This is a genomic window from Glaesserella sp., from assembly GCF_041817755.1.
Classification (GTDB): Bacteria; Pseudomonadota; Gammaproteobacteria; order Enterobacterales; family Pasteurellaceae; genus Glaesserella.
The window spans coordinates 14,276-37,526 of sequence record NZ_JBGYBX010000032.1; the positions used below are offsets into that span (position 1 = coordinate 14,276).

At 44.1% G+C, this 23,251-nt stretch carries 22 protein-coding genes and 1 tRNA gene; 11 read left to right on the forward strand and 12 right to left on the reverse strand.

Going from position 1 to position 23,251, the window contains the following annotated elements:
- Nucleotides 1-435 (forward strand): cyclophilin-like fold protein, encoded by a 435-nt coding sequence (locus ACEYKX_RS03935; protein WP_320862854.1) that lies wholly within the window; start codon nucleotides 1-3, stop codon nucleotides 433-435.
- 94 nt (nucleotides 436-529) lie between these two features.
- Here ACEYKX_RS03935 and ACEYKX_RS03940 read toward each other — a convergent pair whose 3' ends face one another.
- A complete protein-coding gene (locus tag ACEYKX_RS03940) occupies nucleotides 530-1,375 on the reverse strand; it encodes an MBL fold metallo-hydrolase (protein ID WP_373767187.1) in 846 nt (281 codons plus the stop codon).
- Nucleotides 1,376-1,517: 142 nt separating this feature from the next.
- Between ACEYKX_RS03940 and ACEYKX_RS03945 the strand changes: the two genes are divergently transcribed.
- A complete protein-coding gene (locus ACEYKX_RS03945) occupies nucleotides 1,518-2,465 on the forward strand; it encodes a GlxA family transcriptional regulator (protein ID WP_373767188.1) in 948 nt (315 codons plus the stop codon).
- An 84-nt stretch (nucleotides 2,466-2,549) separates the two neighbouring features.
- On the opposite strand, the gene ygiD is transcribed toward ACEYKX_RS03945, so the two are convergent.
- Nucleotides 2,550-3,344 (reverse strand): 4,5-DOPA dioxygenase extradiol, encoded by a 795-nt coding sequence (ygiD, locus tag ACEYKX_RS03950; RefSeq protein WP_373767189.1) that lies wholly within the window; start codon nucleotides 3,342-3,344, stop codon nucleotides 2,550-2,552.
- Nucleotides 3,345-3,557: 213 nt separating this feature from the next.
- On the opposite strand from ygiD, the gene ACEYKX_RS03955 reads away from it, so the two are divergent.
- The 4 genes from ACEYKX_RS03955 (at nucleotide 3,558) to ACEYKX_RS03970 (ending at nucleotide 5,639) form a co-directional block, all read left to right on the forward strand.
- Entirely contained in the window at nucleotides 3,558-4,124 is a 567-nt protein-coding gene (locus ACEYKX_RS03955) for a TetR/AcrR family transcriptional regulator (RefSeq protein WP_373767190.1), read from the forward strand.
- A gap of 80 nt (nucleotides 4,125-4,204) precedes the next feature.
- Nucleotides 4,205-4,465 (forward strand): SDR family NAD(P)-dependent oxidoreductase, encoded by a 261-nt coding sequence (locus tag ACEYKX_RS03960; protein WP_373767191.1) that lies wholly within the window; start codon nucleotides 4,205-4,207, stop codon nucleotides 4,463-4,465.
- The gene (locus ACEYKX_RS03965) at nucleotides 4,446-4,985 is read left to right on the forward strand and encodes an SDR family NAD(P)-dependent oxidoreductase (protein ID WP_373767192.1); all 540 of its coding nucleotides are present in this window, start codon (nucleotides 4,446-4,448) and stop codon (nucleotides 4,983-4,985) included. Before ACEYKX_RS03960 ends, ACEYKX_RS03965 begins: the two co-directional genes overlap by 20 nt.
- A gap of 9 nt (nucleotides 4,986-4,994) precedes the next feature.
- Nucleotides 4,995-5,639, forward strand: coding sequence for an NAD(P)H-binding protein (locus tag ACEYKX_RS03970; RefSeq protein ID WP_373767193.1), 645 nt, complete (start codon nucleotides 4,995-4,997; stop codon nucleotides 5,637-5,639).
- A gap of 28 nt (nucleotides 5,640-5,667) precedes the next feature.
- On the opposite strand, the gene hchA is transcribed toward ACEYKX_RS03970, so the two are convergent.
- A complete protein-coding gene (gene hchA, locus ACEYKX_RS03975) occupies nucleotides 5,668-6,537 on the reverse strand; it encodes a glyoxalase III HchA (protein ID WP_373767194.1) in 870 nt (289 codons plus the stop codon).
- 67 nt (nucleotides 6,538-6,604) lie between these two features.
- Here hchA and ACEYKX_RS03980 point away from each other — a divergent pair, with 67 nt between their 5' ends.
- Nucleotides 6,605-7,516 (forward strand): LysR family transcriptional regulator, encoded by a 912-nt coding sequence (locus tag ACEYKX_RS03980; RefSeq protein WP_373767240.1) that lies wholly within the window; start codon nucleotides 6,605-6,607, stop codon nucleotides 7,514-7,516.
- 25 nt (nucleotides 7,517-7,541) lie between these two features.
- Here ACEYKX_RS03980 and ACEYKX_RS03985 read toward each other — a convergent pair whose 3' ends face one another.
- Nucleotides 7,542-7,904: a winged helix-turn-helix transcriptional regulator gene (locus ACEYKX_RS03985; RefSeq protein ID WP_373767195.1), complete on the reverse strand. Its 363-nt coding sequence runs from the start codon at nucleotides 7,902-7,904 to the stop codon at nucleotides 7,542-7,544.
- 325 nt (nucleotides 7,905-8,229) lie between these two features.
- Entirely contained in the window at nucleotides 8,230-9,432 is a 1,203-nt protein-coding gene (gene hmpA, locus ACEYKX_RS03990) for an NO-inducible flavohemoprotein (RefSeq protein WP_373767196.1), read from the reverse strand.
- A 143-nt stretch (nucleotides 9,433-9,575) separates the two neighbouring features.
- On the opposite strand from hmpA, the gene ACEYKX_RS03995 reads away from it, so the two are divergent.
- Nucleotides 9,576-10,001, forward strand: coding sequence for an Rrf2 family transcriptional regulator (locus tag ACEYKX_RS03995; RefSeq protein WP_373767197.1), 426 nt, complete (start codon nucleotides 9,576-9,578; stop codon nucleotides 9,999-10,001).
- Between the two features lie 73 nt (nucleotides 10,002-10,074).
- Here the strand turns inward: ACEYKX_RS03995 and ACEYKX_RS04000 are convergent, their stop codons facing one another.
- The 4 genes from ACEYKX_RS04000 to selA all read right to left on the reverse strand — a co-directional run bounded on the left by ACEYKX_RS04000 (nucleotide 10,075) and on the right by selA (nucleotide 14,851).
- Nucleotides 10,075-10,608, reverse strand: coding sequence for a DedA family protein (locus tag ACEYKX_RS04000; protein WP_373767198.1), 534 nt, complete (start codon nucleotides 10,606-10,608; stop codon nucleotides 10,075-10,077).
- Nucleotides 10,608-11,360, reverse strand: a complete 753-nt coding sequence (locus ACEYKX_RS04005; RefSeq protein WP_373767199.1) for a glycosyltransferase family 2 protein — start codon at nucleotides 11,358-11,360, stop codon at nucleotides 10,608-10,610. The genes ACEYKX_RS04000 and ACEYKX_RS04005 overlap by 1 nt, the downstream gene beginning before the upstream one ends.
- 258 nt (nucleotides 11,361-11,618) lie before the next feature.
- Nucleotides 11,619-13,469, reverse strand: coding sequence for a selenocysteine-specific translation elongation factor (gene selB, locus ACEYKX_RS04010; RefSeq protein WP_373767200.1), 1,851 nt, complete (start codon nucleotides 13,467-13,469; stop codon nucleotides 11,619-11,621).
- Entirely contained in the window at nucleotides 13,466-14,851 is a 1,386-nt protein-coding gene (selA, locus tag ACEYKX_RS04015; protein ID WP_373767201.1) for an L-seryl-tRNA(Sec) selenium transferase, read from the reverse strand. Before selA ends, selB begins: the two co-directional genes overlap by 4 nt.
- A 65-nt stretch (nucleotides 14,852-14,916) precedes the next feature.
- On the opposite strand from selA, the gene ACEYKX_RS04020 reads away from it, so the two are divergent.
- Nucleotides 14,917-15,011: transfer RNA gene (locus ACEYKX_RS04020), tRNA-Sec, on the forward strand.
- Nucleotides 15,012-15,233: 222 nt separating this feature from the next.
- Here the strand turns inward: ACEYKX_RS04020 and ompA (ACEYKX_RS04025) are convergent.
- Both ompA (ACEYKX_RS04025) and ompA (ACEYKX_RS04030) read right to left on the reverse strand, forming a co-directional pair.
- Complete coding sequence (gene ompA, locus ACEYKX_RS04025) at nucleotides 15,234-16,328, reverse strand: porin OmpA (protein WP_373767202.1); 1,095 nt, start codon at nucleotides 16,326-16,328, stop codon at nucleotides 15,234-15,236.
- A 221-nt stretch (nucleotides 16,329-16,549) separates the two neighbouring features.
- Nucleotides 16,550-17,698, reverse strand: a complete 1,149-nt coding sequence (gene ompA / locus ACEYKX_RS04030) for a porin OmpA (protein WP_373767203.1) — start codon at nucleotides 17,696-17,698, stop codon at nucleotides 16,550-16,552.
- A 421-nt stretch (nucleotides 17,699-18,119) separates the two neighbouring features.
- Between ompA (ACEYKX_RS04030) and ACEYKX_RS04035 the strand changes: the two genes are divergently transcribed.
- Together ACEYKX_RS04035 and ACEYKX_RS04040 are read left to right on the forward strand one after the other, a co-directional pair.
- Nucleotides 18,120-21,209 (forward strand): FAD-binding and (Fe-S)-binding domain-containing protein, encoded by a 3,090-nt coding sequence (locus ACEYKX_RS04035; protein ID WP_373767204.1) that lies wholly within the window; start codon nucleotides 18,120-18,122, stop codon nucleotides 21,207-21,209.
- Between the two features lie 335 nt (nucleotides 21,210-21,544).
- Complete coding sequence (locus ACEYKX_RS04040; protein WP_373767205.1) at nucleotides 21,545-21,964, forward strand: hotdog fold thioesterase; 420 nt, start codon at nucleotides 21,545-21,547, stop codon at nucleotides 21,962-21,964.
- 16 nt (nucleotides 21,965-21,980) lie between these two features.
- On the opposite strand, the gene tilS is transcribed toward ACEYKX_RS04040, so the two are convergent.
- Nucleotides 21,981-23,249: a tRNA lysidine(34) synthetase TilS gene (gene tilS / locus ACEYKX_RS04045; protein ID WP_373767206.1), complete on the reverse strand. Its 1,269-nt coding sequence runs from the start codon at nucleotides 23,247-23,249 to the stop codon at nucleotides 21,981-21,983.
- Between the last annotated feature and the right edge of the window lie 2 nt (nucleotides 23,250-23,251).

Consider the following 23,251-nt stretch of genomic DNA (forward strand, 5'->3'; position numbering starts at 1 on the left):
ATGCGAACAGGACTACTCGGCTTATTGCTTTCGATCTTTATGACCCAGAACGCTGCCATAGCAGCCGAAAATACCGTTAAATATCAAGGAAATACAATGAATATCACCATTGGACAATCTACGTTCAACGCAGAATTAGCCGACACACAAGCAGCAAAAGAATTGACTGCACTTTTGCCTTTAACGCTCAATATGCAAGATCATTTGCACAATGAAAAATTTGCCGAACTACCAAAATCCTTAAGCCGCCAAGACCAAGCGGTCGGTCGGATTGAGGCCGGCGATATTATGCTTTGGGGCGGCGATACCTTAGTGGTGTTTTACGAAAGTTTCCATTCGTCCTATCGTTATACCCGTTTAGGCAAAATTCAAAACGCGGACAAACTAAAAAATGCGGTGGGAACAGGAAAGGTAAAAATGACTTTTGCACCTTGATCTTTGAACATTAACGTGAAAAGTGCGGTCAGATTTCAGCGAGTTTTTTCATTGGCAAAAACTTCTTAAAATTTGACCGCACTTTTTCTGATTTTTAGTATTTCAACACTTCGCCTTCTTTCGGCACAGCAACCTTGCTTAATTTATGTTCTTTCACAAATTTTCGCATTTCATCAGAAGTAACGGCAGCGTGATTGACGGCATCCATATGCACGGTAATGATGTCAGCTTTCGGGGCGGCTTGGCGAGCTTTGGCGACATCGGCTTTACCCATAATAATGCTGTCTGAAAAACCTTGTAGTTGAGCGTAGCCTGTATTCATTACGATGACTTCAGGTTTATAGCGGTTGAGTGCAAAATCCACATCTTCATTCCAAATGGTGTCGCCTACGATATACAGCGTTTTTTCGCCGTCTGCTTGCATCACCACGCCCATTGCCTCGCCTGCTAATTCAGCTAGCTGCGGAATAGCATACATTTGATCCGTGCCGTGTTGTCCGCCTGTTTTGCTTAATTTCACCTGGTTAAATTCGGTATTTTTGCCGACTACACGCACATCTTTAAAACCTTGTGAACGGATAATTTGTGCATCGCCTGCATTTTGTACGAAAATCGGTAAGGTTTTCGGTAACACTTTTTGTGCGTATTCGTCCCAGTGGTCGGCGTGGGTGTGGGTAACAATCACGGCATCTACGCCTTCAAGCACTTTTTCTACAGGTTCTTTCATATCAATCAACGGATTACGTTTTTGGCTGTTGATGGTGCCTTCAAAGCCTGCGTAACTGCCTTTCGGTGCAAGATAAGGATCGACCAAAAATGTACTGCCTGCCATTTCAATTTTAGCGGTGGCGTTACGGATATGTTGATAGCTAATTTCAGCATGAGTCGTGGTTGCAACGGTGGTTGCTATTAAAGCAAAAATAAGAGATTTCAGTTTCATTGTGTTTCCTTTTGTAAAAAATAAGATAAATTAAACCGCTTGTTTACGATGGGGGTATTATGAAACCAATGAGAAATGAAAAACATTGACTTATAATTCAAAAATCGTAAAAATCAGGTCAAATTTATTCAGCGAGTAAAAAATGTCTATTCCAACCGTTGCCTTAGTGCTTTATCCCCAATTTAGCCCTTTTCATTTTTCCGTGCCTTATATGGTGTTTTCTACCGAAATTGACGGCAAGCCGCTATTTAACGTGAAAGTGGTCGCAGAAAACCCAACAGTTACTCAATCCAAGCCAGCCATTATTCAGGCAGACGGCGATTTGAGTTTGTTGGAACAAGCGGATTTGGTTGTGATGATCGGTTGGGACAAGTTGGAACAAATGCCGTCTGCCGCCTTAACGCAGGCATTGCAGCAAGCGGCACTGGGTGGTGCAACCGTTGTAGGATTGTGTTACGGCGCTTATCCCCTTGCCTATGCAGGTTTGTTGAACGGCAAAAAAGCCACTACGCACTGGCTGGGCGAAGCGGATTTCAAGCAACGTTTTCCGCAAGTGAAATTAGATTGCAGCGCCATTTATATTGAAGATGAAAACATCATTACCTCCGCAGGCACAGCGGCAGGGTTGGATTGTTGCCTAGCGATTGTTCGCCGCCAATATGGGGTAAAAATTGCCAATCAACTGGCGCGTTTGTTGGTCATCTCGCCCCATCGGGAAGGCGGACAAGCACAATTTATTGAACAGCCCATCACTCGTAAAACCGCCAATGAAAACATCAACGAATGGCTAGACATGATGCGAGCCAACCTAAACGTAGATTATTCCATTGACACACTCGCCGAAAAGTTAATGATGAGCCGTAGCACCTTTACCCGCCATTTCCGCAAAGCAACGGGAATGGCATTGACCGAATGGCTGATTGAAGTGCGGTTACAAAAAGGGCGAGAATTATTAGAAAGCACCAAACTCGGCATTGAAGAAATCGCCCATCAAATCGGTTTTCATTCCGCCACCGCCTTCCGCCAGCACTTTAAAGCGAAACATCACATCAGCCCGAAACAGTGGCAAAAACGGTTTCAGGCTGACTGAAAGCTAAAAGTGCGGTCAAATTTCAGCGAGTTTTTTCATTGGCAAAAACGTCTTAAAATTTGACCGCACTTTATCGGTTCGCCACTAACTTTTCGCCCGAACCAACACCGATGTCATACTGAGCGATCCTGCGATCAATTCATCATTAAACAAAGTGATGTCGTCGTTTTCATCACGCTGCGCCATCACATAAAGCAACGGCAAATAATGATCGGGAGTTGGGACGGAAAGCGCAGCGCTTTCGCCAAACTGCTCAAAATGGATTAACGCCTCATCATTATGTTCGTGCATGGCTTGATTGATTTCATCTCTGAACTGATACGCCCAATCGTAACCGGCGCCCACTTGATCGATATGTTCCCAACTGATCGCCCTTAAATTATGCACAATATCGCCGCTGCCTAAAATCAACACGCCTTGTTCGCGTAACGGACGTAATTTTTTCGCCAATTCATAATGCCATTGCGGCGATTTAGTGCGATCCAAACTGAGCTGAACCACGGGAATATCCGCCTCCGGATAAAGATATTTTAACACCGCCCAAGCGCCGTGATCGAAGCCTCGAGTCGGATTAATTTCCACCTGTTCGGGCGCCAGTAACGCTTGAATATGTCGAGCAAATTCAGGATCGCCTTTCGCCGGGTAAACAATCTCGCTTAATTCAGGCGGAAAGCCGTGGAAATCGTAAATCATCGGCGGATTCTCCGCCCCCATCACTTGCAATTTTGCGCTATACCAATGAGCGGAAATACATAAAATCAACTTCGGTTTCTCAAAGGTTGAGGTAATCTGTTGAAAACCTTGGTTAAAGATATTTTGCGGATCCAACGCATTCATCGGATTGCCGTGTCCGACAAAAAGTGCGGGCGATTTTTTCATTGTATTATTCCTGATAAATTGAAGGTGAAAATAGGATAAACATATTTCGACCGAAAGAGAATTTAGTAAAACTGAAGAGACAATTCAGCCGTACTGCCATTTGCAAATTTTCACGAAAATCCGACCGCTTGTTTTTATTTTATTTTTCCCTCTTGCGTTTTCATTTTTCCGCTCTATAATAAATGACTAATTAATCATTTAATGGAGATCGATATGGCTCGTCCGTTAAGTTCGGATAAACGCAATACTTTAATTCAAGCGGCAATTCAGACGATTGCGACGCAAGGATTATCGGCAACCACGGCGTTGATTGCAAAAAATGCCGGCGTGGCAACAGGATCGTTATTTACCTATTTTGAGAGTAAAGAAACGTTGCTCAATGCCACTTATTTGGAGATTAAACGCCACATCGCCCAAGCGGTAATGCCGAATTTTCCGCAATCGGAATTTGCATCGCAGTTGTTACATTTATGGAATCACTATATCGATTGGGGTATTGAGCACCGAGAAGCACGCCAAACCTTGCAACAGTTAGAGGTTTCAACCATTCTTACGGAAGAATCTCGACAAGAAGCGAAGCAGATCTTTTTGCCGATGCAACAGATGTTCAGTACAGCGGAAGCGGATAAGCTTTTTTTCCCACCGCTGGAGTTTGCAATCAAAATGATGGAAGCGATGGTTGAAGCGACGATTCAGCAGATTTTACAAGAACCGACCAAGCGTGATATTTATAAAACGCTCGGTTTTACCATGATGTGGAAAGCGATTTCTCATCACTAACAGGCAAACAAGCGGTCAGATTCCGCTTATTTTTTACCAATTTAATTGACTGACCAATCATTTATTTATAAGGGTTACATATGACACAAACAGCATTAATTACCGGCGCATCAAACGGTATCGGGTTGGAACTGGCAAAAATTCACGCACAAAAAGGCGGCAACGTGGTATTGGTGGCGCGTTCTGAAGACAAATTAGCGCAACTGGCTTATGAATTGGAAAGCCAATACGGTATAAAGGCGTGGGTGATTGCGCAGGATCTCGCACAGCCGAATGCCGCTCAAACGATTTTTGAAATGACGGAAGCCCTAAGGCATTACGGTGGATATTTTAATCAATAATGCCGGTTTTGGCGGGCACGGTCTTTTTTTTGAACGTGAATTGATAAAAGAGCAACAAATGATCCAAGTAAATATCACCGCTTTAACCGAACTCAGCCATTTTTATCTGAAAGGCATGGTGGAACGCCGTCGCGGTAAAATTTTAAATGTGTCGTCAACCGCCAGCTTCTTACCGGGACCGTTGCAAGCGGTCTATTATGCAACGAAAGCCTATGTGACGTCCTTCAGTCAAGCGATTGCCGAAGAAGTGGCGAAATTCGGCGTGACTGTCACCGCACTTTGTCCGGGAGCTGTGGATACAGGCTTTATGATTGCTGGCGATTTACAAGGTGTAAAAACGTTGGAGAATGCAAAATCCGCAAAATCTGTTGCCGAATGTGGCTATCAAGCAATGTTAGATGGGCAGTTGGTGGCATTTAATGAAGGTAAATTAAAATTTGCTATTGATTGGGTATTTCCATTTTTACCACGTAAAATGGCACTTAAACTTTCTCGTAAAGCGATGGAAAAAAGCCAATAAGGAGGCTATATGCAGGCGATGATCATCGGTGCTACAGGCGCAACGGGGCAGGCTCTCGTTCAGCAGTTACTGGACAATCCCGATTATTCGCAAGTGATCGTGTTTGTGCGCAGAGCAATGTCGTTGCAACACCCTAAATTGACGGTGGAAGTGATTGATTTTGACCAACCGCAAACGTGGCAAGATAAAGTGCGTGGCGATGTGCTGTTTTCTTGTTTGGGCACCACGCTTAAAGCTGCAGGCAGCAAAGCCGCGCAATGGAAAATCGACTATCAGTACCAATATGATGTTGCCAAGATTGCACGCCAAAACGGCGTGCCACGTTGTGTGCTGGTGTCATCGGGCTATGCGGACAGTCGCTCTCGTTTCTTCTATACGCAAATGAAAGGGCAACTCGAGCAAGACATCATGCAACTGGGCTTTCCGCAATTGCTGATCTTCCGACCGCCGTCGCTGATTCGCCCGAATACCGACCGAGCCGGCGAACGTTGGGCGATTAGGGTGTTAAACGGGTTGAATAAAATCGGCTTGTTGCAAAACATGAAACCGATGCCGACCGCTGTATTGGCTAGCGCGTTAATTCAAGCGGTTAAACAGAAACCGTTCGGTACTTTTATTTTTGAAAGTGTGGAGATTTGGAGTCTAGCAAAATGATAAAACGGGGCAAATGCCCCGTTATTTATTATTTACTGACAGCTTGTAACAGCTCATTAGCCGCTAAAATACCTAACGCATTTGAGGCTAAAGGGCTGTCACCGGTTAAGAGCTTGCGATCTTGATGAACTTGACCGCTAATGCCCTCGTTCATCACTTTTACGCCTAATTGTGTCAGTCTTTCCGCTAAGAGCCATTGCAATTTGCCCGGCATATAGCCAATTTCAATATTCGCCCCTTCGTCTAAGGCATCAGGGAAAACACAAATTTCATAATCTTTGAACGGATAATTTTCCGCTTTTTCGTCCACAGTAGCCGCTAATAATGCCGCTGGTCCGTGGCAAAGCGTGATGATATGTTTATCTTGCGCCAATGCCCAATTTAGTACCGATTTTACCTCACGGCTGAATGGAATAGCGTGTAAAGCCGCGTGTCCGCCCGGAATAAATACCGCTAAATACGGCGAGTTTTCTGCCGTTACATCAGCCAAAATATCCGCCAGTTTGCTTGGCTTTTGTAATTTCGGTAGATAAGTGTGATACAAATCCATCACCGCTTTATCTTCCGTTGGCATTGCCCACATTTCTAATTTCACCGCATTGCCCGATAAAGTCGCCACATCAATTTCAAAACCAGCGTGATGAATATGCAACATTGGCAATAAAGTTTCTATTGGGTGGTTACCTGTTGAGAACAGTTTGCCGTTTTTCATTTCTAAATAACGTTCGTCAGAGGCGATCATCAAGACTTTATGTTTCTTACCTTGATAGGCTTTTTCAAATTTAAAACCGTCAAAGTCTGATACTTTGGTGGTATAAAGGCTTAACGAATAATCCGATGGAAAAAACGCATTGTGTTCTGCACGGTCCGGAACGGGTTGTTTGTTTAGTTCAGTCATAAATTGATCCGTAAATAAAATACGTAAAATGTTAATGTAGACGTATTGTAATTCAGTTTTTATCTAAATAGAATGCACAAAACTGGATGCCTTACATTGTTTTTGTATTGCGAGTGAAACCTTAAATTTTCGTGAAACTGCTCAGCGCCTTGCCGTTTCGCCACAAGTTGTGAGCCGAACAATCGCAGAATTGGAAGCTGTACTAGGAGAACCTCTATTTAAACGTAATACCAGACAAGTGAAATTAACCGAATTTGGTCAGCAATTTTTACCAAAAGCCTTACAATTTCTGCAAGAGGGGGAGCGCCTATTTGCTTCATCTCAAATTAGCGAAAAACAATTACAAGGTTTGGTTCGGATTACCTTACCGCCTTTGCCACAGAACGATCAAATTTTATTTGCATTGCTACAAGCGTTGGAACCGTATCCTAATTTGGTCATTGATTGGCAAGTAAACTTAGATAAGCTAAAAGCTGTGGATGATCAAATTGATATTGGCTTACGTATTTGTCTTGCTCCCGAAGAAGATTGGATTGGTCTACCTATTTGTCAGTTACATGAAAAAATTGTGGCATCACCTGCCTTGATCAAGCGGTTAGATTTACCGAAAACTTTGCAAGATCTTGAAAAACAGTATCCATTAAGCGTGTTATTCAACCCTAAACTAAAACGTGCGTGGAAATGGCAAATTAATTCATTGCAATATCTTCAACCTACTAATCCTGTTTTTATCAGTAGCGATATGTTCAGTGAGTTACAATCCGCCTTGTCAGGGAGAACCTGTTCTCAATTGCTGAATATTTTATGTGAACCTTATCTTAAATCAGGCCAACTTGTGGAGCTTTTTCCTGAAGTAGAAAAACAGACGTGGCTACTATATTTATATCGACCTTATCAAACATCCACGGCTCCACGGGTATTAAAAGTGTTTGAATTGTTAAAAGAGATTTTGGATAAGCAATTTAATGAAAGGGCGTAACATTTCAATGAAACGCCCTCGGCTGTTAGTCTTTACTTTGCAAAATCCCCGCTAAATTCTCTTCCAACCAATCGACTAAATCTGCCAGTTTTGTTCCCGCTTCTCTGCCATAATCGGTCAGCGAATATTCCACGTGCGGCGGGACGGTGTTATAGGATTTGCGAATCAGCATGCCGTCTTGTTCCAACTGTTGTAGCGTTTGGGTCAGCATCCGTTCGCTCACGCCTTCAATCTCTTTACGGATTTCGCTGAAACGTCTGGTGCCTTTCATCAATACGATCATCACCAACACGCCCCAGCGGTTGGTCAGATGCTGCAAAATCTGTCTGGAAGGGCAATTTGCCGCTAACACATAGCCTCGTCCAGCTAAATCAGAAAATTTTTCCATTTTTATTTCCTTTAATTTCAATCAGCTAAAAAACACTTCAAGCTTACGTTTTGATAAGTACTTTCTAAAAGTAAGTTATATGCATATAGTACGCCACATCAGCCGATTTGGCAATCTTCATCAAGGGAACAGAGAGGTGTGTAAATGTTTTACGGTGGCAAGGGGGTTGCCTGATGAGACAGCACGCCGTCGGTGACAACCAAGTGTAATCCTTAACGGCATGATTCGCCGAGTTCGGCTGTGGGAACGTGCAACAAGCGGTCGGATCCGAGCAAAAATTTGCAAATTTCACGCTGTTTCCGACCGCTTGTAAAGAGGCTCTCGCTTAGTTTAGCTTAACGCCGCCGGTGCCGAAGGCTTCCATATGAATTTGTTCGGGGGAAATGCCCAATTCGACTAACGCATTATGCTGCGCTTGCATAAAGAACGTCGGACCGCACAGGTAATAATCGGCATCGGGCGGTAATATCTCGCGCGGGACTTGGGTTAAATCTAAACGACCAATCATATCCGCTTCTCCCTCATTTGCTTCTTCGTAGGCGACGAAACTGCGGACATTCGGGTACTGCGCTTTGATCTGTTCAAGATGCCCTTTCATGGCGTGTACCTTGGCATTACGGCAAGCGTGAATAAAACTCGTCGCTTGCGGAATGCCCGCTTCAACCAGCTGATTTAGCATGGCAATCATCGGCGTTAAACCGACACCGCCGCTGATAAAGACGTTTTTCTTGTCTTGATTGATTAAAAAGAAATTGCCGGTCGGTGCGGTAACGTCAATTTCATCGCCTTCTTTTAGATTGTGCAAGGTATTTGAAACCCAACCTGCGGCAAAGTCCCCTTTCGCCTCTTCACGTTTAACCGAAATGCGGAGGTGATCGGCTTTCGGGCTATCCGATAACGTATACTGGCGTGGCTGTCTTAAACCGAGCTCTTCAACGAACACCCTGACCGACACATATTGCCCCGCTTTGTATGGCGGTAATGCGCCGTTGTCCGACGGTGTTAAATAAAAGGAGGTGATTTCATCGCTCTCTTGTACTTTTTTGGCGATTTTAAACTTGCGCCAGCCCAACCAGCTGCCTTGGGTTCGGGCATGTTCGTCGTAAATGGCTTTTTCCGCACCGATCAATATGTCGGCAAGCTGCCCGTACGCCGCCGCCCACGCCTCGATCAACGGGTCGTCCATCGAAATATTGAGCACTTCACTGATGGAGTGCAGCAAATTCGTGCCGACAATATTGTAATCGGGCGCCTGAATTTCCAAGCTGACGTGTTTGTGCGCCATTAATTCGATCGCCGGTGCCAACACCGACGGGTTTTCAATATTTTCCGCATAGGCTAATACCGCCCCGGCAAGTGAGCGGGCTTGAGCGCCGCTACGTTGATGCCCGAGGTTGAACACTTCTTTTAATTCAGGGTGATTGCCGAGCATACGATTATAAAAATAACCGGTAAGCGCCACGCCGTTTTCTTTTAACACGGGAACAGTCGCTTTAATTAATTCGATTTGTTGAGCGGTTAATGCCATTTTCTTTCCTTTTGGTGAATATTGTTAAAAAGATGTATTTATAATATATCTTTTAATCACAATTGCGCAACCATAATTTAAAATACTAAACGGGAAAAATCATTTACACTATAGTAAGTAATAGATTAAAACGAGAATGACTGATGCAATTAAGTAAATTTACCGATTATGCCTTTCGCGTGTTAATGTACGTTTCCCGTCATCAAGATGAATTGCATACCATTGCCGGTTTGGCGGAAAAATTGAACGTGTCGCAAAACCACTTAGTGAAAGTCGTGCATTTTATGGCAAAGCAACATTGGCTGATTACGATGCGCGGAAAAGGGGGCGGTATTAAGGTGTCTGCCGCGGCGTTGGCAATGCCGGTGGGGGAAGTGATTCGAACTTTACAGGGCAATCCGCAGTTAGTCAGCTGTGATGCGCCCGTGTGTATTTTAAAATCCGGCTGCCGCTTAAAATCATTGTTGGACGAAGCCCTTGAGCAGTTTTATCAATCGCTGAACCGCTACACGATTGCCCAATGCGTCGATTCGGCGCAACCGATTGAGCTGATCCCGCTGAAGCAATAATCGATTCGGCTCGACAAGCGGTCGGATTCGGGCAGACATTTGCAAATTTCGGCGCCAAACAGACCGCTTGTTTTTACCACAAACTTCGCAGGGTATCCCAATAATCCAAGCCCTTTAACAAACACCACCCGATCACAAAGAATTGTGCCGTCCCGAGAATAATCCCCCAAATGCTGGCGAACAGTACGGTGTGAAACGAGAGTTTCATCGAACCGGCAAGTAACGGCATGAATTTGGAGAGCGGGCCGGTAATGCGGGCAATAAAAATCGCCGTGCCGCCGCGCTTGAGCATTAAACGGTAAGCCCGACGGTAATGCAAACGGCGTTTGGCACTTTTACGGACAAAACGGGTTACGATCTGCTTGCCATAAAAGCGTCCGATCACATAGCTCACGATGTCGCCGATTAATGCTCCCGCCCAAATCAGCGGAATCAACCACCATTCACCGCTTTTTGCCACCACATAGCCGCCGGCGATAAAAAACAATTCGCCCAATACAAACAGGCTGGTACCGATAAACGCATCGGCAAAGGCGCCGGCGAATAAGACGACGGGCATCCAAGGCGAGGCGAGCAAGGCGGTAAGCCAATCCGGTAATGCGTCCATTACACTTTATCGTAATGACCGAACGGATAGTGAATTTCGTTATTGCGCAGCTCACCGCGCCACATCCGCAGGGTGTTGGCTTTTAAATAGACATAGCCCATTTTGAACAAGCCGTCTTGATTCAAACGGCGGGTGTTGAATTCAAAAAAGACCGGCAACATGCGGAATTTGACCGTTTTAGACGCGCGATTGACGTAATCGCAGTCTTCACACAGGGTAATTTGCGTATCGAAGCCGCCGAGCATTTGATGAACGGATTTGGTAGAGAAAATACAAGCCCCCGTACACGTCGGGAAGGTGTATTGGGTTGCCACCATGCCTAAATCAAATAAACGTACGCCGATACGGTTGAGTAAATGCGGTTCGGTACTTGTCATTCTGCCGGCGCCAACGAGTAAACGGCGTTTGATTAAGGCTTGCAAGGCTTTTTCTAAAAAGTCGGGAGCAATACGCACATCGGCGTCGAAAAAGACAATCCGCTCATATTTGGCATGTTCCGCCCCGGTATTGCGTCCAAGACTGTGTCCGCGGTTTTGCATCACGACGGTGCGCAAGTCCAACCGATCTTGGTAAGAGCGGGCAATATCCACAGTGTTATCGTCACTATTGCTGTCTACCACCAAAACTTCAAAGTTTTTGTAACTTTGTGTAGCTAAATCATTAAGAATATTCCCGATATTTTGAGATTCATTTAAGGTGATAACTACTACGCTCAGCGGGCAATCATCTGAAAAAAGTGAAGAATGGTTCATCGTTTGCTTTCCTATTTATAAATCTATCTCTATCAATAAATACATCTTAATAAAGAGATATTAAAAAAATCTGAAGAAAAATATAATCGGACAACGTTCGCCGAAAACATCTTGGTACTATACGGCGTTTTTGCAAAATACTGCGCGGATCACACCGCTTGTCGCTGAAAAAATAAGCAGCCATCTCAATACGCTCACACCATTGGATCTTTGACCCGTAAATATTGCCGTAGTTTCAGACTGTTGTACGGAAAACGCTTAATACGTCTCCTTATCCCTCAATAAATGTGCATTTCCTTTACGGCGTAAAAAGCCCGAACGGTCAAAATACTCAATGAGCTGTACGGTCAGTTTACGTCCGTATTGAATTTCATCTCTAAGCTGATTTACCGAAATTTCGCCGTGTTGTTCAATGAAATTTTTGATGATCTGAGCAAATGCACTGATCTGTTCGTGTAATAAGAAACGGTCTTTGACAATCGGCACCAAATAGCCCAACTTCCCTGCTTTATATAGCAAGTTACGCATTTCTGTTTCGTCTATGGACAGTTCGGAAGCAATATCTCTCACCCATAAGGCTTGATTAGTTCGTTCAAAGAGCGGTCGGATTTCCGCCCAAATTTGTAATTCGGCATCGGTGAACTCAATGCGGTGTGTCGGCGTATGAATCCAACCGCGGGTTTGTGCCAAGGTTTTATTCGCAATTAGATCATCAATCAACGCAAAAGTAAGCAGTTCAGGTTGCTCTAACGCAGCCATACGATGTAAGCGGGCTTTGGTGACTCCAAGCTGATCGCTATGCTGTTGATGATACTCTTCGAGCTTCGCCACAATATGTTGCTGGATACGGGTTTTAAATGCACCGTTAAACAGATGATTCGCATCGAGGTAGTAATCCGATTTCTCTGCCAGCTTTTCTAAATCGGTAGCAAAAATCTGTTCCGCCCATAATAGTTGGGTTAAATTCACGGCTTTATGTTGTAAATACAGTTCAATGCGTTCCGGATAGGTCGTGCAGTCAGCTAGCTGTGAAAGATAGCTCAAACGCGCTTCACTGCGTTTATGACGTTTCGGCGAGTGAATTTCGATTACTTCCGCACCGGCAAGCGTTTGACTATCATCGCCGCTACGCAGAATAAGTTTATCTTCTAAAGCGATATGCAACGGCACGTCTAGAATCAGCTCGGCTATCGCGGTGTCATTGGCAAGACATTGGCTTCTATCCAGTAAATTTAACTTGGCGGTAGTGTGGCTGGCAAAGTGGTAGAGATGCACAACGCTGTTTTCTTTTAAGGCTTGTGCCGCCGTTAGACGAACGGTCATGCGGTCGCAAGCAAATTGGGGATCTTGCTGTGTAATCCAGTCGCCACGCTCAATCTGCTCTTTTTCTACATTGGCAATATTTAAGGCTAAACGTTGCCCTGCAACCCCGATTGACGCTTCGTTATTTTGAGCGTGAATGTTTTTTATCCGAACTTTCGGACCGCTTGAGAGATAAAATTCATCACCGATAGCCACTTTCCCTGCGACCGCAGTCCCCGTAACTACCAAACCTGCACCTTTCACATTAAATACACGGTCAATCGCATAGCGGAACGGTTTATCTATTTGTGTGCTTTGGTGATTAAGGCTGATCAGATAGCGCTTTAACGGCTCAATTCCCTCGCCTGTCTGAGCCGAAGTCACAAAGAAATGTGCTGAAGCTAAAAATGGATAACGCTGTTTTAATTGTTCGATCAGCTGGGTAGTGCGAGTCGCTTCTACTCTGTCCGCCTTGGTGAGTACGACAATAATCTGCTTAAAATTCAACAGGCGAAGAATGGCAAGATGTTCTTCCGTCTGCGGTTTAATCCCCTCGTCTGCCGATACTACCAACAAAGCGTGTTGGATACCGCCAAGCCCTGCCAACATATTAGACAGAAATTTTTGGTGACCCGGTACATCAATAAAACCCAAAATATCATTTTCAATCGACAAATATGCATAGCCAAGATCAATCGTCAGCCCCCGTTTTTTCTCTTCAGGCAAGTGAGCAGTGTGAGTGCCTGTTAAGGCGTGTAAAAGTGATGTTTTGCCGTGATCGACGTGTCCTGCGGTGACGATGATCATAGTTCCTCCAACATAAAAATAAGTGCCTCAAACTCCGCCACACTTCGAACATCCAGCCACATTTTTTGTTGTGCAAAACGAGCAATGATCGGGTTTGGATAAGCTTTAAACTGTTTTTCTAATTCAAGTAAATCGCTCTGTTTGTCTGACGAAATAGTCACGGCAAATGATGAGATTTTTTCTGTCGGTAACGCCCCACTGCCGATTTGAGCTTCACTCGGTTCGATTTGCAAAATATAGTGCGAATCTAACCGCTTGTAGAGCGCCTCTTTTAAACGTTCAGCCTTGTGTTGCAAGGTATCGAGAGATTGCGTCAGCAAGTGTAAGGTCGGTAAATCGTTCGCTAAACGATCGGGGAAAAGATAGTGGCGTAAGGTAGCTTCTAAGCCTGACAAAATCACTTTATCACAACGTAAAACCCGTTTGAGCGGGTGTTGTTGAAGCTGATCGATCAAGGCTTTTTTCCCGACGATAATCCCGGCTTGTGGTCCGCCAAGTAGCTTATCCCCTGAAAACGAGACTAAATCCACACCTGAAGCCACTTTTTGTTGCACCATTGGTTCAGCAGGCAAATTCAGGGCTTGCATATCAGTGAGCGAGCCACTGCCTAAATCGCTGATCACAGGCAGATTAAACTCTTTGCCTAATTCAACCAATTCTTCTTCACTCACGCTCGAAGTAAATCCTTGAATTTGATAATTACTGGTGTGAACTTTCATTAAAAAGGCGGTATTTTCGTTGATGGCGTGGCGATAATCTTTTAAATGGGTGCGATTTGTCGTGCCGACTTCAACCAGTTTGCAACCCGCCTGAGCCATAATATCGGGGATTCGGAAAGCTCCGCCGATCTCAATCAATTCACCACGAGAAATAATCACTTCTTTGCCTTGAGCAAACGTGGCTAACATTAACAATACGGCGGCGGCATTGTTATTTACTATACAAGCGGCTTCCGCTCCTGTCAGTTGCTGCAACAGCTCGGAAATATAGAGATCACGATGACTGCGTTTACCCGCGTCAATATCAAACTCCAACGCCACGTTATTTCGCATTGCGCCGGTGGCGGCTGAAATCGCTTGCTCCGACCACAAACCTCGACCGAGATTGGTATGCAATACGGTACCTGTAAGATTAAAAACCTTTTTGATTTCAACTTGTTGAAGCTGATTTAGGCGTGTTTCGATCACGGAAAAAATAGAGGTATCCGAATCAATAAAATCAGGCAGTGAATGCGTTTGCTGGATTTGTTGACGAATTTGCTCGATAAGATGACGGGCTTGTGCCACAACGGCGTTGCGACCAAAACGTGTAACCAGGCTTTTACCTTGGGGCGTTTGAAGTAATTTGTCTATTGAAGGAATAACGCGAAATAAATTCTGCATATAAGAAATCCATTGAGATATTTTGCACAATTCTAATAAATTCAGTACAATAGCGCCACTTTTTCGGAGGTGTGTCATATCCGGTGATGTGGCAGGACTTCAAATCCTGTTGAGGACGCCAGCGTTCTCGGGTGGGTTCGACTCCCATACGCCTCCGCCAATTCATCCTTCCCCGCTCAAATAGCTCAATTCCTTTTTAAATCAAAATAATCCATTTGTAACGGTTTCTAAAATAATGCGATAAGCGCTCAATACAATAAGCTGAATTTGTTATTTCTTTCAATCAAAAAGGCTGAATCCGATAATCGAATTCAGCCTTTAAACTCATTTTCTAACTCTAACTATTAGAAAAATAGGTTAAGCTTTTCAGCTTAAGAAGTTATTACATAGAAACTTCTTTTGAACCTTGAACTTGGATTTCAACACGACGATCCGGTGCTAAACAAGCGATTAACGCTTTACGACCTTTAACCGCATCACAAGTGTTACCTGTTACCGGATTCGCTTCACCGTAACCTACTGCAGTTACGCCAGCCGGGTTAACACCTTTAGAAACGATGTAGTTCGCAACGGTTTCCGCACGACGTTGTGAAAGTTTTAAGTTAGCTGCATCTTTACCGATACGGTCTGTGTAGCCGTTTACTTGCACTGCCGGGTTCGCTAAACCTAAACCGGAAATTTCAGTATATGCCGCATCTAACGCTTGTGCTGCAGCCGGTTTTAAGTTTGCTTTACCGAAGTCAAATAATACGTCTGAGCTGAATGCGAAGTTTTTAGTCACCACTTCAGGTGCTGCTACCGGTGCTGCACCTTGACCGAAACGGTATGTTAAACCCGCAGATACAGAATGTGAATCCGGGCTATATGTTGTATCATCATTCCAACCTGCTTTTGCAGCTGCTTTTGTGTAGTTACCGATACGGCTTAACCATTGGTATTCAACACGGAACGCTAATTCCGGAAGAATTGCATACTCCACACCTGCACCTAATAATAAAGAAGTTTTTAAATTATGCGCTTTGTCTTCAGTGTCATAGAATTTATAGTCATTACGTACTAATGCAGCACCGACTTTACCGTAAACGTCTAAACCGTTTAATACTTCATAGCTTGGTTTTAAGCTTAAGTGTGTACCGTGCGCAGTATGTTTGAATACTCGAGTTTCTTGCTCGTTACCACGAACACGACCAAAGTAGTCATAACCTAACTCAATAGCTAAGTTATCAATAATTTGATAACCGCCGAATACACCGTAAGTTACTGAGTTACGGTTAATACCAAAACCTCTGCCATTGTTAGTCTCAAATGGCTGGTAACGTGAATCGTTAGCGTACTTAGAATCAAGTTGATTTACGTCGTTGTGGAATGTCGCCCAACCCGCTTTCGCACCCACATAGAAAGTATTTGCTTGTGGCGCTGCGTTTACTGAGGTAACGGCTAAACCAGATACAGCTAATGCAATTAAAGATTTTTTCATTTTGATGATCCTCTATTTAATCGTCATCGGAATAAATAAACAGCGTTAAAGATTTTAACGCTAACTTAACCTTTAGAACATAATGTACTAAAGGGGCTTTTTATAGTCGCCTTTATTATATCAATAAAAAAATAAAAAAACACAATTATTTTTTTTAGTAAATTAATATAAACAAAAATGCCCGTATAAACGGGCATTTTTCAATTTTTCAAACGGTTCACTTACATAGTAACTTGTTTTGAACCTTGGACTTGGATTTCAACGCGACGATCCGGTGCTAAGCACGCGATTAATGCTTTACGACCTTTAACCGCATCACAAGTGTTACCTGTTACCGGGTTCGCTTCACCGTAACCGACTGCCGTTACGCCGGCCGGGTTAACACCTTTAGAAACGATATAGTTCGCAACGGTTTCCGCACGACGTTGTGAAAGTTTTAAGTTAGACGCTTCTTTACCGATACGGTCTGTATAGCCGTTTACTTGTACTGCCGGATTATCTAAACCTAAACCGGAGATTTCAGTGTATGCTGCATCTAATGATTGAGCTGCAGCCGGTTTTAAGTTTGCTTTACCGAAGTCAAATAATACGTCTGAACTGAATGCGAAGTTTTTAGTCACCACTTCAGGCGCTGCTACCGGTGCTGCACCTTGACCGAAACGGTATGTTAAACCCGCAGATACAGAGTGGATATCCGGGCTATAGCGATAGCCTCCGGCTACTGCATTGTCATCATCACCTGCTTTACGTAATGCTTTGTCTAAGTTACCGACACGGCTTAACCATTGATACTCTAAACGGAATGCTAATTCAGGGAGAATTGCGTACTCAACACCCGCACCTAATAATAAAGAAGTTTTTAAATTGTGTACTTTAGAACGAACACCGGTTTCTGCATCGACTTCTTTATAGTCGTTACGAATTAGCGCTGCACCCACTTTACCGTAAATATCTAAGCCGTTTAATACTTCATAGCTTGGTTTTAAGCTTAAGTGCGTGCCGTGAGCTGAATGTTTGAAAAGTTGTTTTTCGTTACCGTCTACTTGTGCGTTGCCACGTACACGACCGAAGTAGTCATAACCTAATTCCACCGCCAAGTTATCAATAATTTGGTAACCGCCGAATACACCGTAAGTTACTGAGTTACGGTTAATTCCGTACCCCTGAGCATTACCACTAGTATCTTCGTTACCCACTACAGTGTAGCGTGAATCATTTACATATTTAGAGTTGAATTGGTTAACCCCATTGTGGAATGTCGCCCAACCCGCTTTCGCACCCACATAGAAAGTATTCGCTTGCGGCGCTGCGTTCGCTACTGATGCAACGGCTAAACCAGATACAGCTAATGCAATTAAAGATTTTTTCATTTTGATGATCCTCTATCTAATCGTCATCCAGATTTGACAAAATACTTAATACTAAAATCTTACCTATAGCATTAAGACTTTAATGCCCTTTCTATTTCGCAAAGATGAAAAGAAAGTCGAAATTCCGAGCGCATTCGTCTTTTATAAATGACTAACAAGCAAACCAATACACCAACTTGTCTACTCAGAATCACTACATTATTCCCGTCTTTATCGGTTAACTCCTAAAAGGCAAGAACGGCTTCATTATTACCATTAATCTTTGTAAAATCAATTTATTAGGCAAATTATAATGTAATAAAGTGTAAAAATAACTTCTTTTGCTTCTCAATTGAAAGCTTACGTCAATTATGCCTTATTATTTTTCATCAATTGAAAATCTTGCTAATATCTCACCAGCTTTTTTAACATTGATAGAATTATGATCCCACGCCTTGCAAACATACCCCAACTTAAGCCGCTCGTTCAGCAATATTTGACTGAACTCAAACAGCAACATTTTAGCGGTGATATTGCTTCCAATTATGCTGATCGCCTTTCTCTCGCCACCGATAACAGTGTCTATCAGCAACTGCCCCAAGCGATTTTGTTTCCGAAATCCGTTGCCGATGTGGTGATTTTAACCAAACTGGCACAGAAAACCGCATTCCAAGCCTTAACCTTCACACCCCGTGGTGCAGGTACCGGTACGAACGGGCAGTCGCTGAACAACAATATTATTGTTGATCTCTCTCGCAATTTAACTCAAATTTTGGAGCTGAATGTGCAAGAGCGTTGGGTGCGAGTGCAAGCCGGCGTGGTGAAAGATCAGCTTAATCAATTTCTCAAACCGCACGGGCTATTCTTTTCGCCTGAACTTTCGACCAGTAACCGAGCCACCTTAGGCGGAATGATCAACACGGACGCGTCGGGGCAAGGTTCGTTGCAATACGGCAAAACGTCCGATCATATCTTGGCGGTTAAAGCGGTGTTGATGAACGGCGATATTTTAGAAACACAAGCGGTCAGATCCGATGATTTTTTTGCAAATCTTGATCAGCTTAATCTCACGGCGAATGGCAAAAAATTACATAGCGAGATTTTCCAACGTTGCCAAGCATTACGCCCGACGGTGCTAAAAGAGCTACCGCAACTGAACCGCTTTTTGACGGGCTATGATCTGAAAAATGTGTTTAACGACGATCTCTCCGAATTTAATTTAACCCGTATTCTCACCGGTTCCGAAGGCTCGCTTGCCTTTATTTGTGAAGCCAAACTCAATCTTCTTCCTCTTCCTGAATACCGCACGCTGATTAACATTAAATACAATTCCTTTGATGCGGCGTTACGTTCCGCCCCTTTTATGTTGCAAGCCCAAGCCTTATCGGTTGAAACGGTGGACTCAAAAGTGCTGAACCTTGCCAAACAAGATATTGTGTGGCATTCGGTGTCGGATTTGCTCACCGAAGATGAACACAATCCGATTTTGGGAATTAACATTGTTGAGTATGCTTCCAATGATAAGGCTCAGAATGAAGAACGGATTGCCAAGCTATGCCAAGCCTTAGATGAAAAAATCCAAGACGGCACAAGCGGTATCATCGGCTACCAACTTTGCAACGATTTGGCTTCGATTGAAAAAATTTATGCAATGCGGAAAAAAGCGGTCGGTTTGCTGGGCAATGCAAAAGGTTGGGCAAAACCTATCGCTTTCGTGGAAGATACCTGCGTACCGCCTGAGCATCTGGCAGATTATATTGTGGAATTTCGCCGACTGCTCGATGATCACGGCTTAGACTATGGTATGTTCGGACACGTTGATGCAGGGGTGTTGCACGTTCGCCCAGCCCTTGATTTATGCGACAAAGAACAGGTTGCCAAATTTAAAGCGATTTCCGACCAAGTCGTTGAATTGACGGCGAAATACGGCGGTTTGATTTGGGGCGAACACGGCAAAGGTATGCGTTCTGCCTATGGCGAGCGGTTCTTCGGCGAAACATTATGGAAAGAGTTGCGTTACATCAAACAGCTTTTCGATCCGCAAAACCGCTTAAACCCAGGCAAAATCTGCACACCGTTAGACAGCCAAGCCAGCCTTTATCCGATTGACTCGCAAATGCGTGCCGATCTGGACAGACAAATTCCTATTCAAGTGCGAGAAGCCTTTAAAGGGGCAATGAATTGCAACGGCAACGGTTTGTGCTTCAATTTTGATGTACACAGTACAATGTGTCCGTCAATGAAAGTGTCGGGCAACCGCCTGTTTTCACCGAAAGGGCGAGCAGCGTTAGTGCGTGAATGGCTACGTTTACTGGCGGAACAAAATGTTTCCCCTGATGAATTGATCTTTGAAAAACAGCAAACCTCGGCGAAATTAGTCGATTTTGCGAAGAAAATCCGCAATCAGTGGCGAAAATCGCAAGAGTATGATTTTTCCCACGAAGTGAAATCAGCAATGGATACTTGCCTTGCTTGTAAAGCCTGTGCCAGCCAATGCCCGATAAAAATTGATGTGCCGACATTCCGCTCACAATTTAACGAACTCTATCACCGCCGTTATCTGCGACCACTGAAAGATTATGTGGTGGCAAACCTCGAATTTGTCGCACCGCTAATGGCAAAACAGCCGAAGTTGTTTAACTTTTTCAGTGCCAATAAACTGGCTGAAGCGGTTGCAGGTAAAACAATTGGAATGGTCAATCTGCCGGCGTTATCCGTGCCGACCTTACAGCAACAGTTAGTTGAAATCGGCTATCAAGGCAAAACCTTAGCACAACTGGAGCAAGAAACAGCCGGGGCAAATCCGGCGGAAATTTGCAAATACGTGATTATCGTACAAGATCCGTTTACCTCTTATTACGATGCGAAAGTCGTCGCCGATTTTGTTCAGCTCACCCAAAAGCTCGGCTTCAAACCGATGGTATTGCCGTTTAATCCGACAGGGAAAGCCCAACATATTAAAGGCTTTCTACAGAAATTTGCCAAAACCGCACAAAACCAAGCGGATTTATTAAATCGGGTAGCAAAATTAGGGATAACGATGGTCGGTGTCGATCCCGCATTAACCTTGATTTATCGTGAAGAATATCAACAAATTCTAAAAGAAACCCGTGGTGAATTTAAGGTGTTGCTGGCTCACGAATGGCTGTCGGCTCAACTGAAAAACGGCACTCTCGACCATTGCAAAAAATCAGCCGAAACCGACCGCTTGCCGTGGCACTTATTTGTACACTGTACCGAAAGCACCTCGCTTCCAAACAGCTTGAAAGAGTGGCAACAGATTTTCGCCCATTTCGGCGAAACCTTAACGGCGGAAAATATCGGTTGTTGCGGAATGGCAGGCACATTCGGACACGAAACCAAGCACCTTGCGATGTCAAAAGGGATTTACGCACAATCGTGGCAAGTTAAGTTACAAGGCAAAACCTTATCCCGTTGCCTTGCTACTGGCTACTCTTGCCGTAGCCAAGTGAAACGAATGGAACATCAGCTACTCAAACACCCTGTACAAGCGTTGTTGGAAGTGATTTGACCTAGATAAAAAATAGGCATAAAATAGAAACAAGGAACGATTGCCGTCGCCCCTTGCCAGCGTTATCTGCTACATTATTCCAGTTGTGTCACCTTTGATCAACAAGCACAGTAGAATAACGACGAGAAATAAAAATAACTTCTTCATAGTTTTTATCCTATGTTGAATAAACTTAGGATCTACATTAACAGCCCGTCAGGTGCGAACTGGCGGACTGTCTAGCAGATCCGCCTCTGTTTTATTATGTTCAAATAATAAAACATTGGGGAAAAATTATACACAAAGCCTGTTTATTTGAACAGGCTTTTGTTTTATCTATATACGGAAAACACAAAATGATTTGGAAAAAAAACACAACAATTGAGCAACTTAATCAACTCTGCCAACACTCTGCTATTTCGCATTTAGGCATTGAATTTACCGCTCAACAAAACGATAGTCTAGAAGCGACCGTGCCTGTCGATCACCGCACAACACAGCCATTCGGCTTATTACACGGCGGTATTTCTGCGACTTTAGCGGAAACTTTAGGATCTGCAGCTGCATTACTTTGTTGTGAAGAAAATCAAACTCCTGTCGGTACAGAGTTGAATATCAGCCATTTAAAAGCGATAAAAAGCGGAAAGGCAACCGGCACAGCTACCCCGTTACATTTAGGCAAAGAGAGCCAAGTGTGGCAGGTGGAAATTCGAGATGACGCACAAAATTTATGTGCCGTGGCGAGAATCAGCGTTCGCCTACTCCTTCAACGCTAGGCATTCATATAAACCGCTAAATTAAAAGTAAAGCAACCAGCCGTTCTGCCGAAAAGAGCAGCGGAACCCGCCCTCTTTGCCAAACCGGAATGCGGTTCTCCTGCCAAATTTTTTTCATCTCTTCTCGATGGGTTTTGCCGTAACACTCTACCTTGCTTGGATAGCGGTTGGTTAGGCGAAGTGGGGTTTGTTGTAACGCTTCTGGCAATAACAAGCGGTGAGATTTGCCTGATATTTTGTAAATAATCTCTGTGCCGTTGCGTTGAACAATGCCAAGCGAAGCGGGCAGTTGAATTTCTTCACTTTGCGGTGGCAGTTCCAACTCAAAATCATCTATCTCTGCTTGAATAGGGGTAATGAAGATCTGCTGTTGGTAACGGCGAATAAGATGTTGTTCAAGTTTGACCTGCGGATTTTTATCGGCTTTTGCCAAAATGAGATGTTGGATAATCTGTTCTAGTTGAGCCACGCTTGGCATTGCAAGGTGAGCCTGTGCCAGCCACAAACGGACAAGCTGTTGTTGCTTTAACAAAGAAAAATGCTCAAAGCCGGTGATGTCTAAACCGCCATTTTGTAGCCGACTAGCCAGTTCGGGGTGTAGCAATTCTTCAATCAGTTGTTGTTGCTCGGCACAATGTTGGCTTGAGCGTGCCACCATTTGATTAAACTGTTGCCAACGTTGATTGAGCAAAGGTAACGCTGTTTGACGTAGGAAATTGCGGTCAAAATCGGTGTTGAAGTTGCTTTCATCTTCAATCCATTCCAGTTGATGTTGTTCAGCATAAGCGAGAATGTCGGTTTTATTGAAGCTGAGAAGCGGTCGGAAAATCGCAATATTTTGCCAAAAACTGACCGCTTGCATTGCCCCTAGTCCTTGAATACCGCTTCCTCTTTTTAATGCAAGGAAAAAGGTTTCAACTTGATCGTCAAGATGATGTGCAGTTGCCAACATTTCATTCCGTTGAATATGCTGTTGAATGGCTTGATAGCGCGCTGTTCGAGCATTGGCTTCCAGCCCTTGCTTGCCTTGTACTTGAACCTTGCAGACAGTCAAAGGGATTGCCCACTGTTCGCAAAGCTGTTCACAGAATGTTGCCCAGCTATCTGCATTTGGGCTTAAGCCGTGATGGATATGGATTGCCCTGAGCTTAAGGCTAAGGGCTTGGCGAGCTTGTGCGAACAGATGCAGTAAGACTACCGAGTCCACCCCACCGCTTAAACCGATGAAGAAAGCGGTCTGATTAGGGCAATGTTTTGCAAGTTGTTGCTGGAGCTGTTGGTGCATTG

Excerpts from the sequence above, each read along its gene's own strand:
- ACEYKX_RS03935 (WP_320862854.1), top strand. The coding sequence starts at position 1 with ATGCGAACAGGACTACTCGGCTTATTGCTTTCGATCTTTATGACCCAG.
- ACEYKX_RS03940 (WP_373767187.1), bottom strand. The coding sequence starts at position 1,375 with ATGAAACTGAAATCTCTTATTTTTGCTTTAATAGCAACCACCGTTGCA.
- ACEYKX_RS03945 (WP_373767188.1), top strand. The coding sequence starts at position 1,518 with ATGTCTATTCCAACCGTTGCCTTAGTGCTTTATCCCCAATTTAGCCCT.
- ygiD (WP_373767189.1), bottom strand. The coding sequence starts at position 3,344 with ATGAAAAAATCGCCCGCACTTTTTGTCGGACACGGCAATCCGATGAAT.
- ACEYKX_RS03955 (WP_373767190.1), top strand. The coding sequence starts at position 3,558 with ATGGCTCGTCCGTTAAGTTCGGATAAACGCAATACTTTAATTCAAGCG.
- ACEYKX_RS03960 (WP_373767191.1), top strand. The coding sequence starts at position 4,205 with ATGACACAAACAGCATTAATTACCGGCGCATCAAACGGTATCGGGTTG.
- ACEYKX_RS03970 (WP_373767193.1), top strand. The coding sequence starts at position 4,995 with ATGCAGGCGATGATCATCGGTGCTACAGGCGCAACGGGGCAGGCTCTC.
- hchA (WP_373767194.1), bottom strand. The coding sequence starts at position 6,537 with ATGACTGAACTAAACAAACAACCCGTTCCGGACCGTGCAGAACACAAT.
- ACEYKX_RS03985 (WP_373767195.1), bottom strand. The coding sequence starts at position 7,904 with ATGGAAAAATTTTCTGATTTAGCTGGACGAGGCTATGTGTTAGCGGCA.
- hmpA (WP_373767196.1), bottom strand. The coding sequence starts at position 9,432 with ATGGCATTAACCGCTCAACAAATCGAATTAATTAAAGCGACTGTTCCC.
- ACEYKX_RS03995 (WP_373767197.1), top strand. The coding sequence starts at position 9,576 with ATGCAATTAAGTAAATTTACCGATTATGCCTTTCGCGTGTTAATGTAC.
- ACEYKX_RS04000 (WP_373767198.1), bottom strand. The coding sequence starts at position 10,608 with ATGGACGCATTACCGGATTGGCTTACCGCCTTGCTCGCCTCGCCTTGG.
- ACEYKX_RS04005 (WP_373767199.1), bottom strand. The coding sequence starts at position 11,360 with ATGAACCATTCTTCACTTTTTTCAGATGATTGCCCGCTGAGCGTAGTA.
- selB (WP_373767200.1), bottom strand. The coding sequence starts at position 13,469 with ATGATCATCGTCACCGCAGGACACGTCGATCACGGCAAAACATCACTT.
- selA (WP_373767201.1), bottom strand. The coding sequence starts at position 14,851 with ATGCAGAATTTATTTCGCGTTATTCCTTCAATAGACAAATTACTTCAA.
- ompA (WP_373767202.1), bottom strand. The coding sequence starts at position 16,328 with ATGAAAAAATCTTTAATTGCATTAGCTGTATCTGGTTTAGCCGTTACC.
- ompA (WP_373767203.1), bottom strand. The coding sequence starts at position 17,698 with ATGAAAAAATCTTTAATTGCATTAGCTGTATCTGGTTTAGCCGTTGCA.
- ACEYKX_RS04035 (WP_373767204.1), top strand. The coding sequence starts at position 18,120 with ATGATCCCACGCCTTGCAAACATACCCCAACTTAAGCCGCTCGTTCAG.
- ACEYKX_RS04040 (WP_373767205.1), top strand. The coding sequence starts at position 21,545 with ATGATTTGGAAAAAAAACACAACAATTGAGCAACTTAATCAACTCTGC.
- tilS (WP_373767206.1), bottom strand. The coding sequence starts at position 23,249 with ATGCACCAACAGCTCCAGCAACAACTTGCAAAACATTGCCCTAATCAG.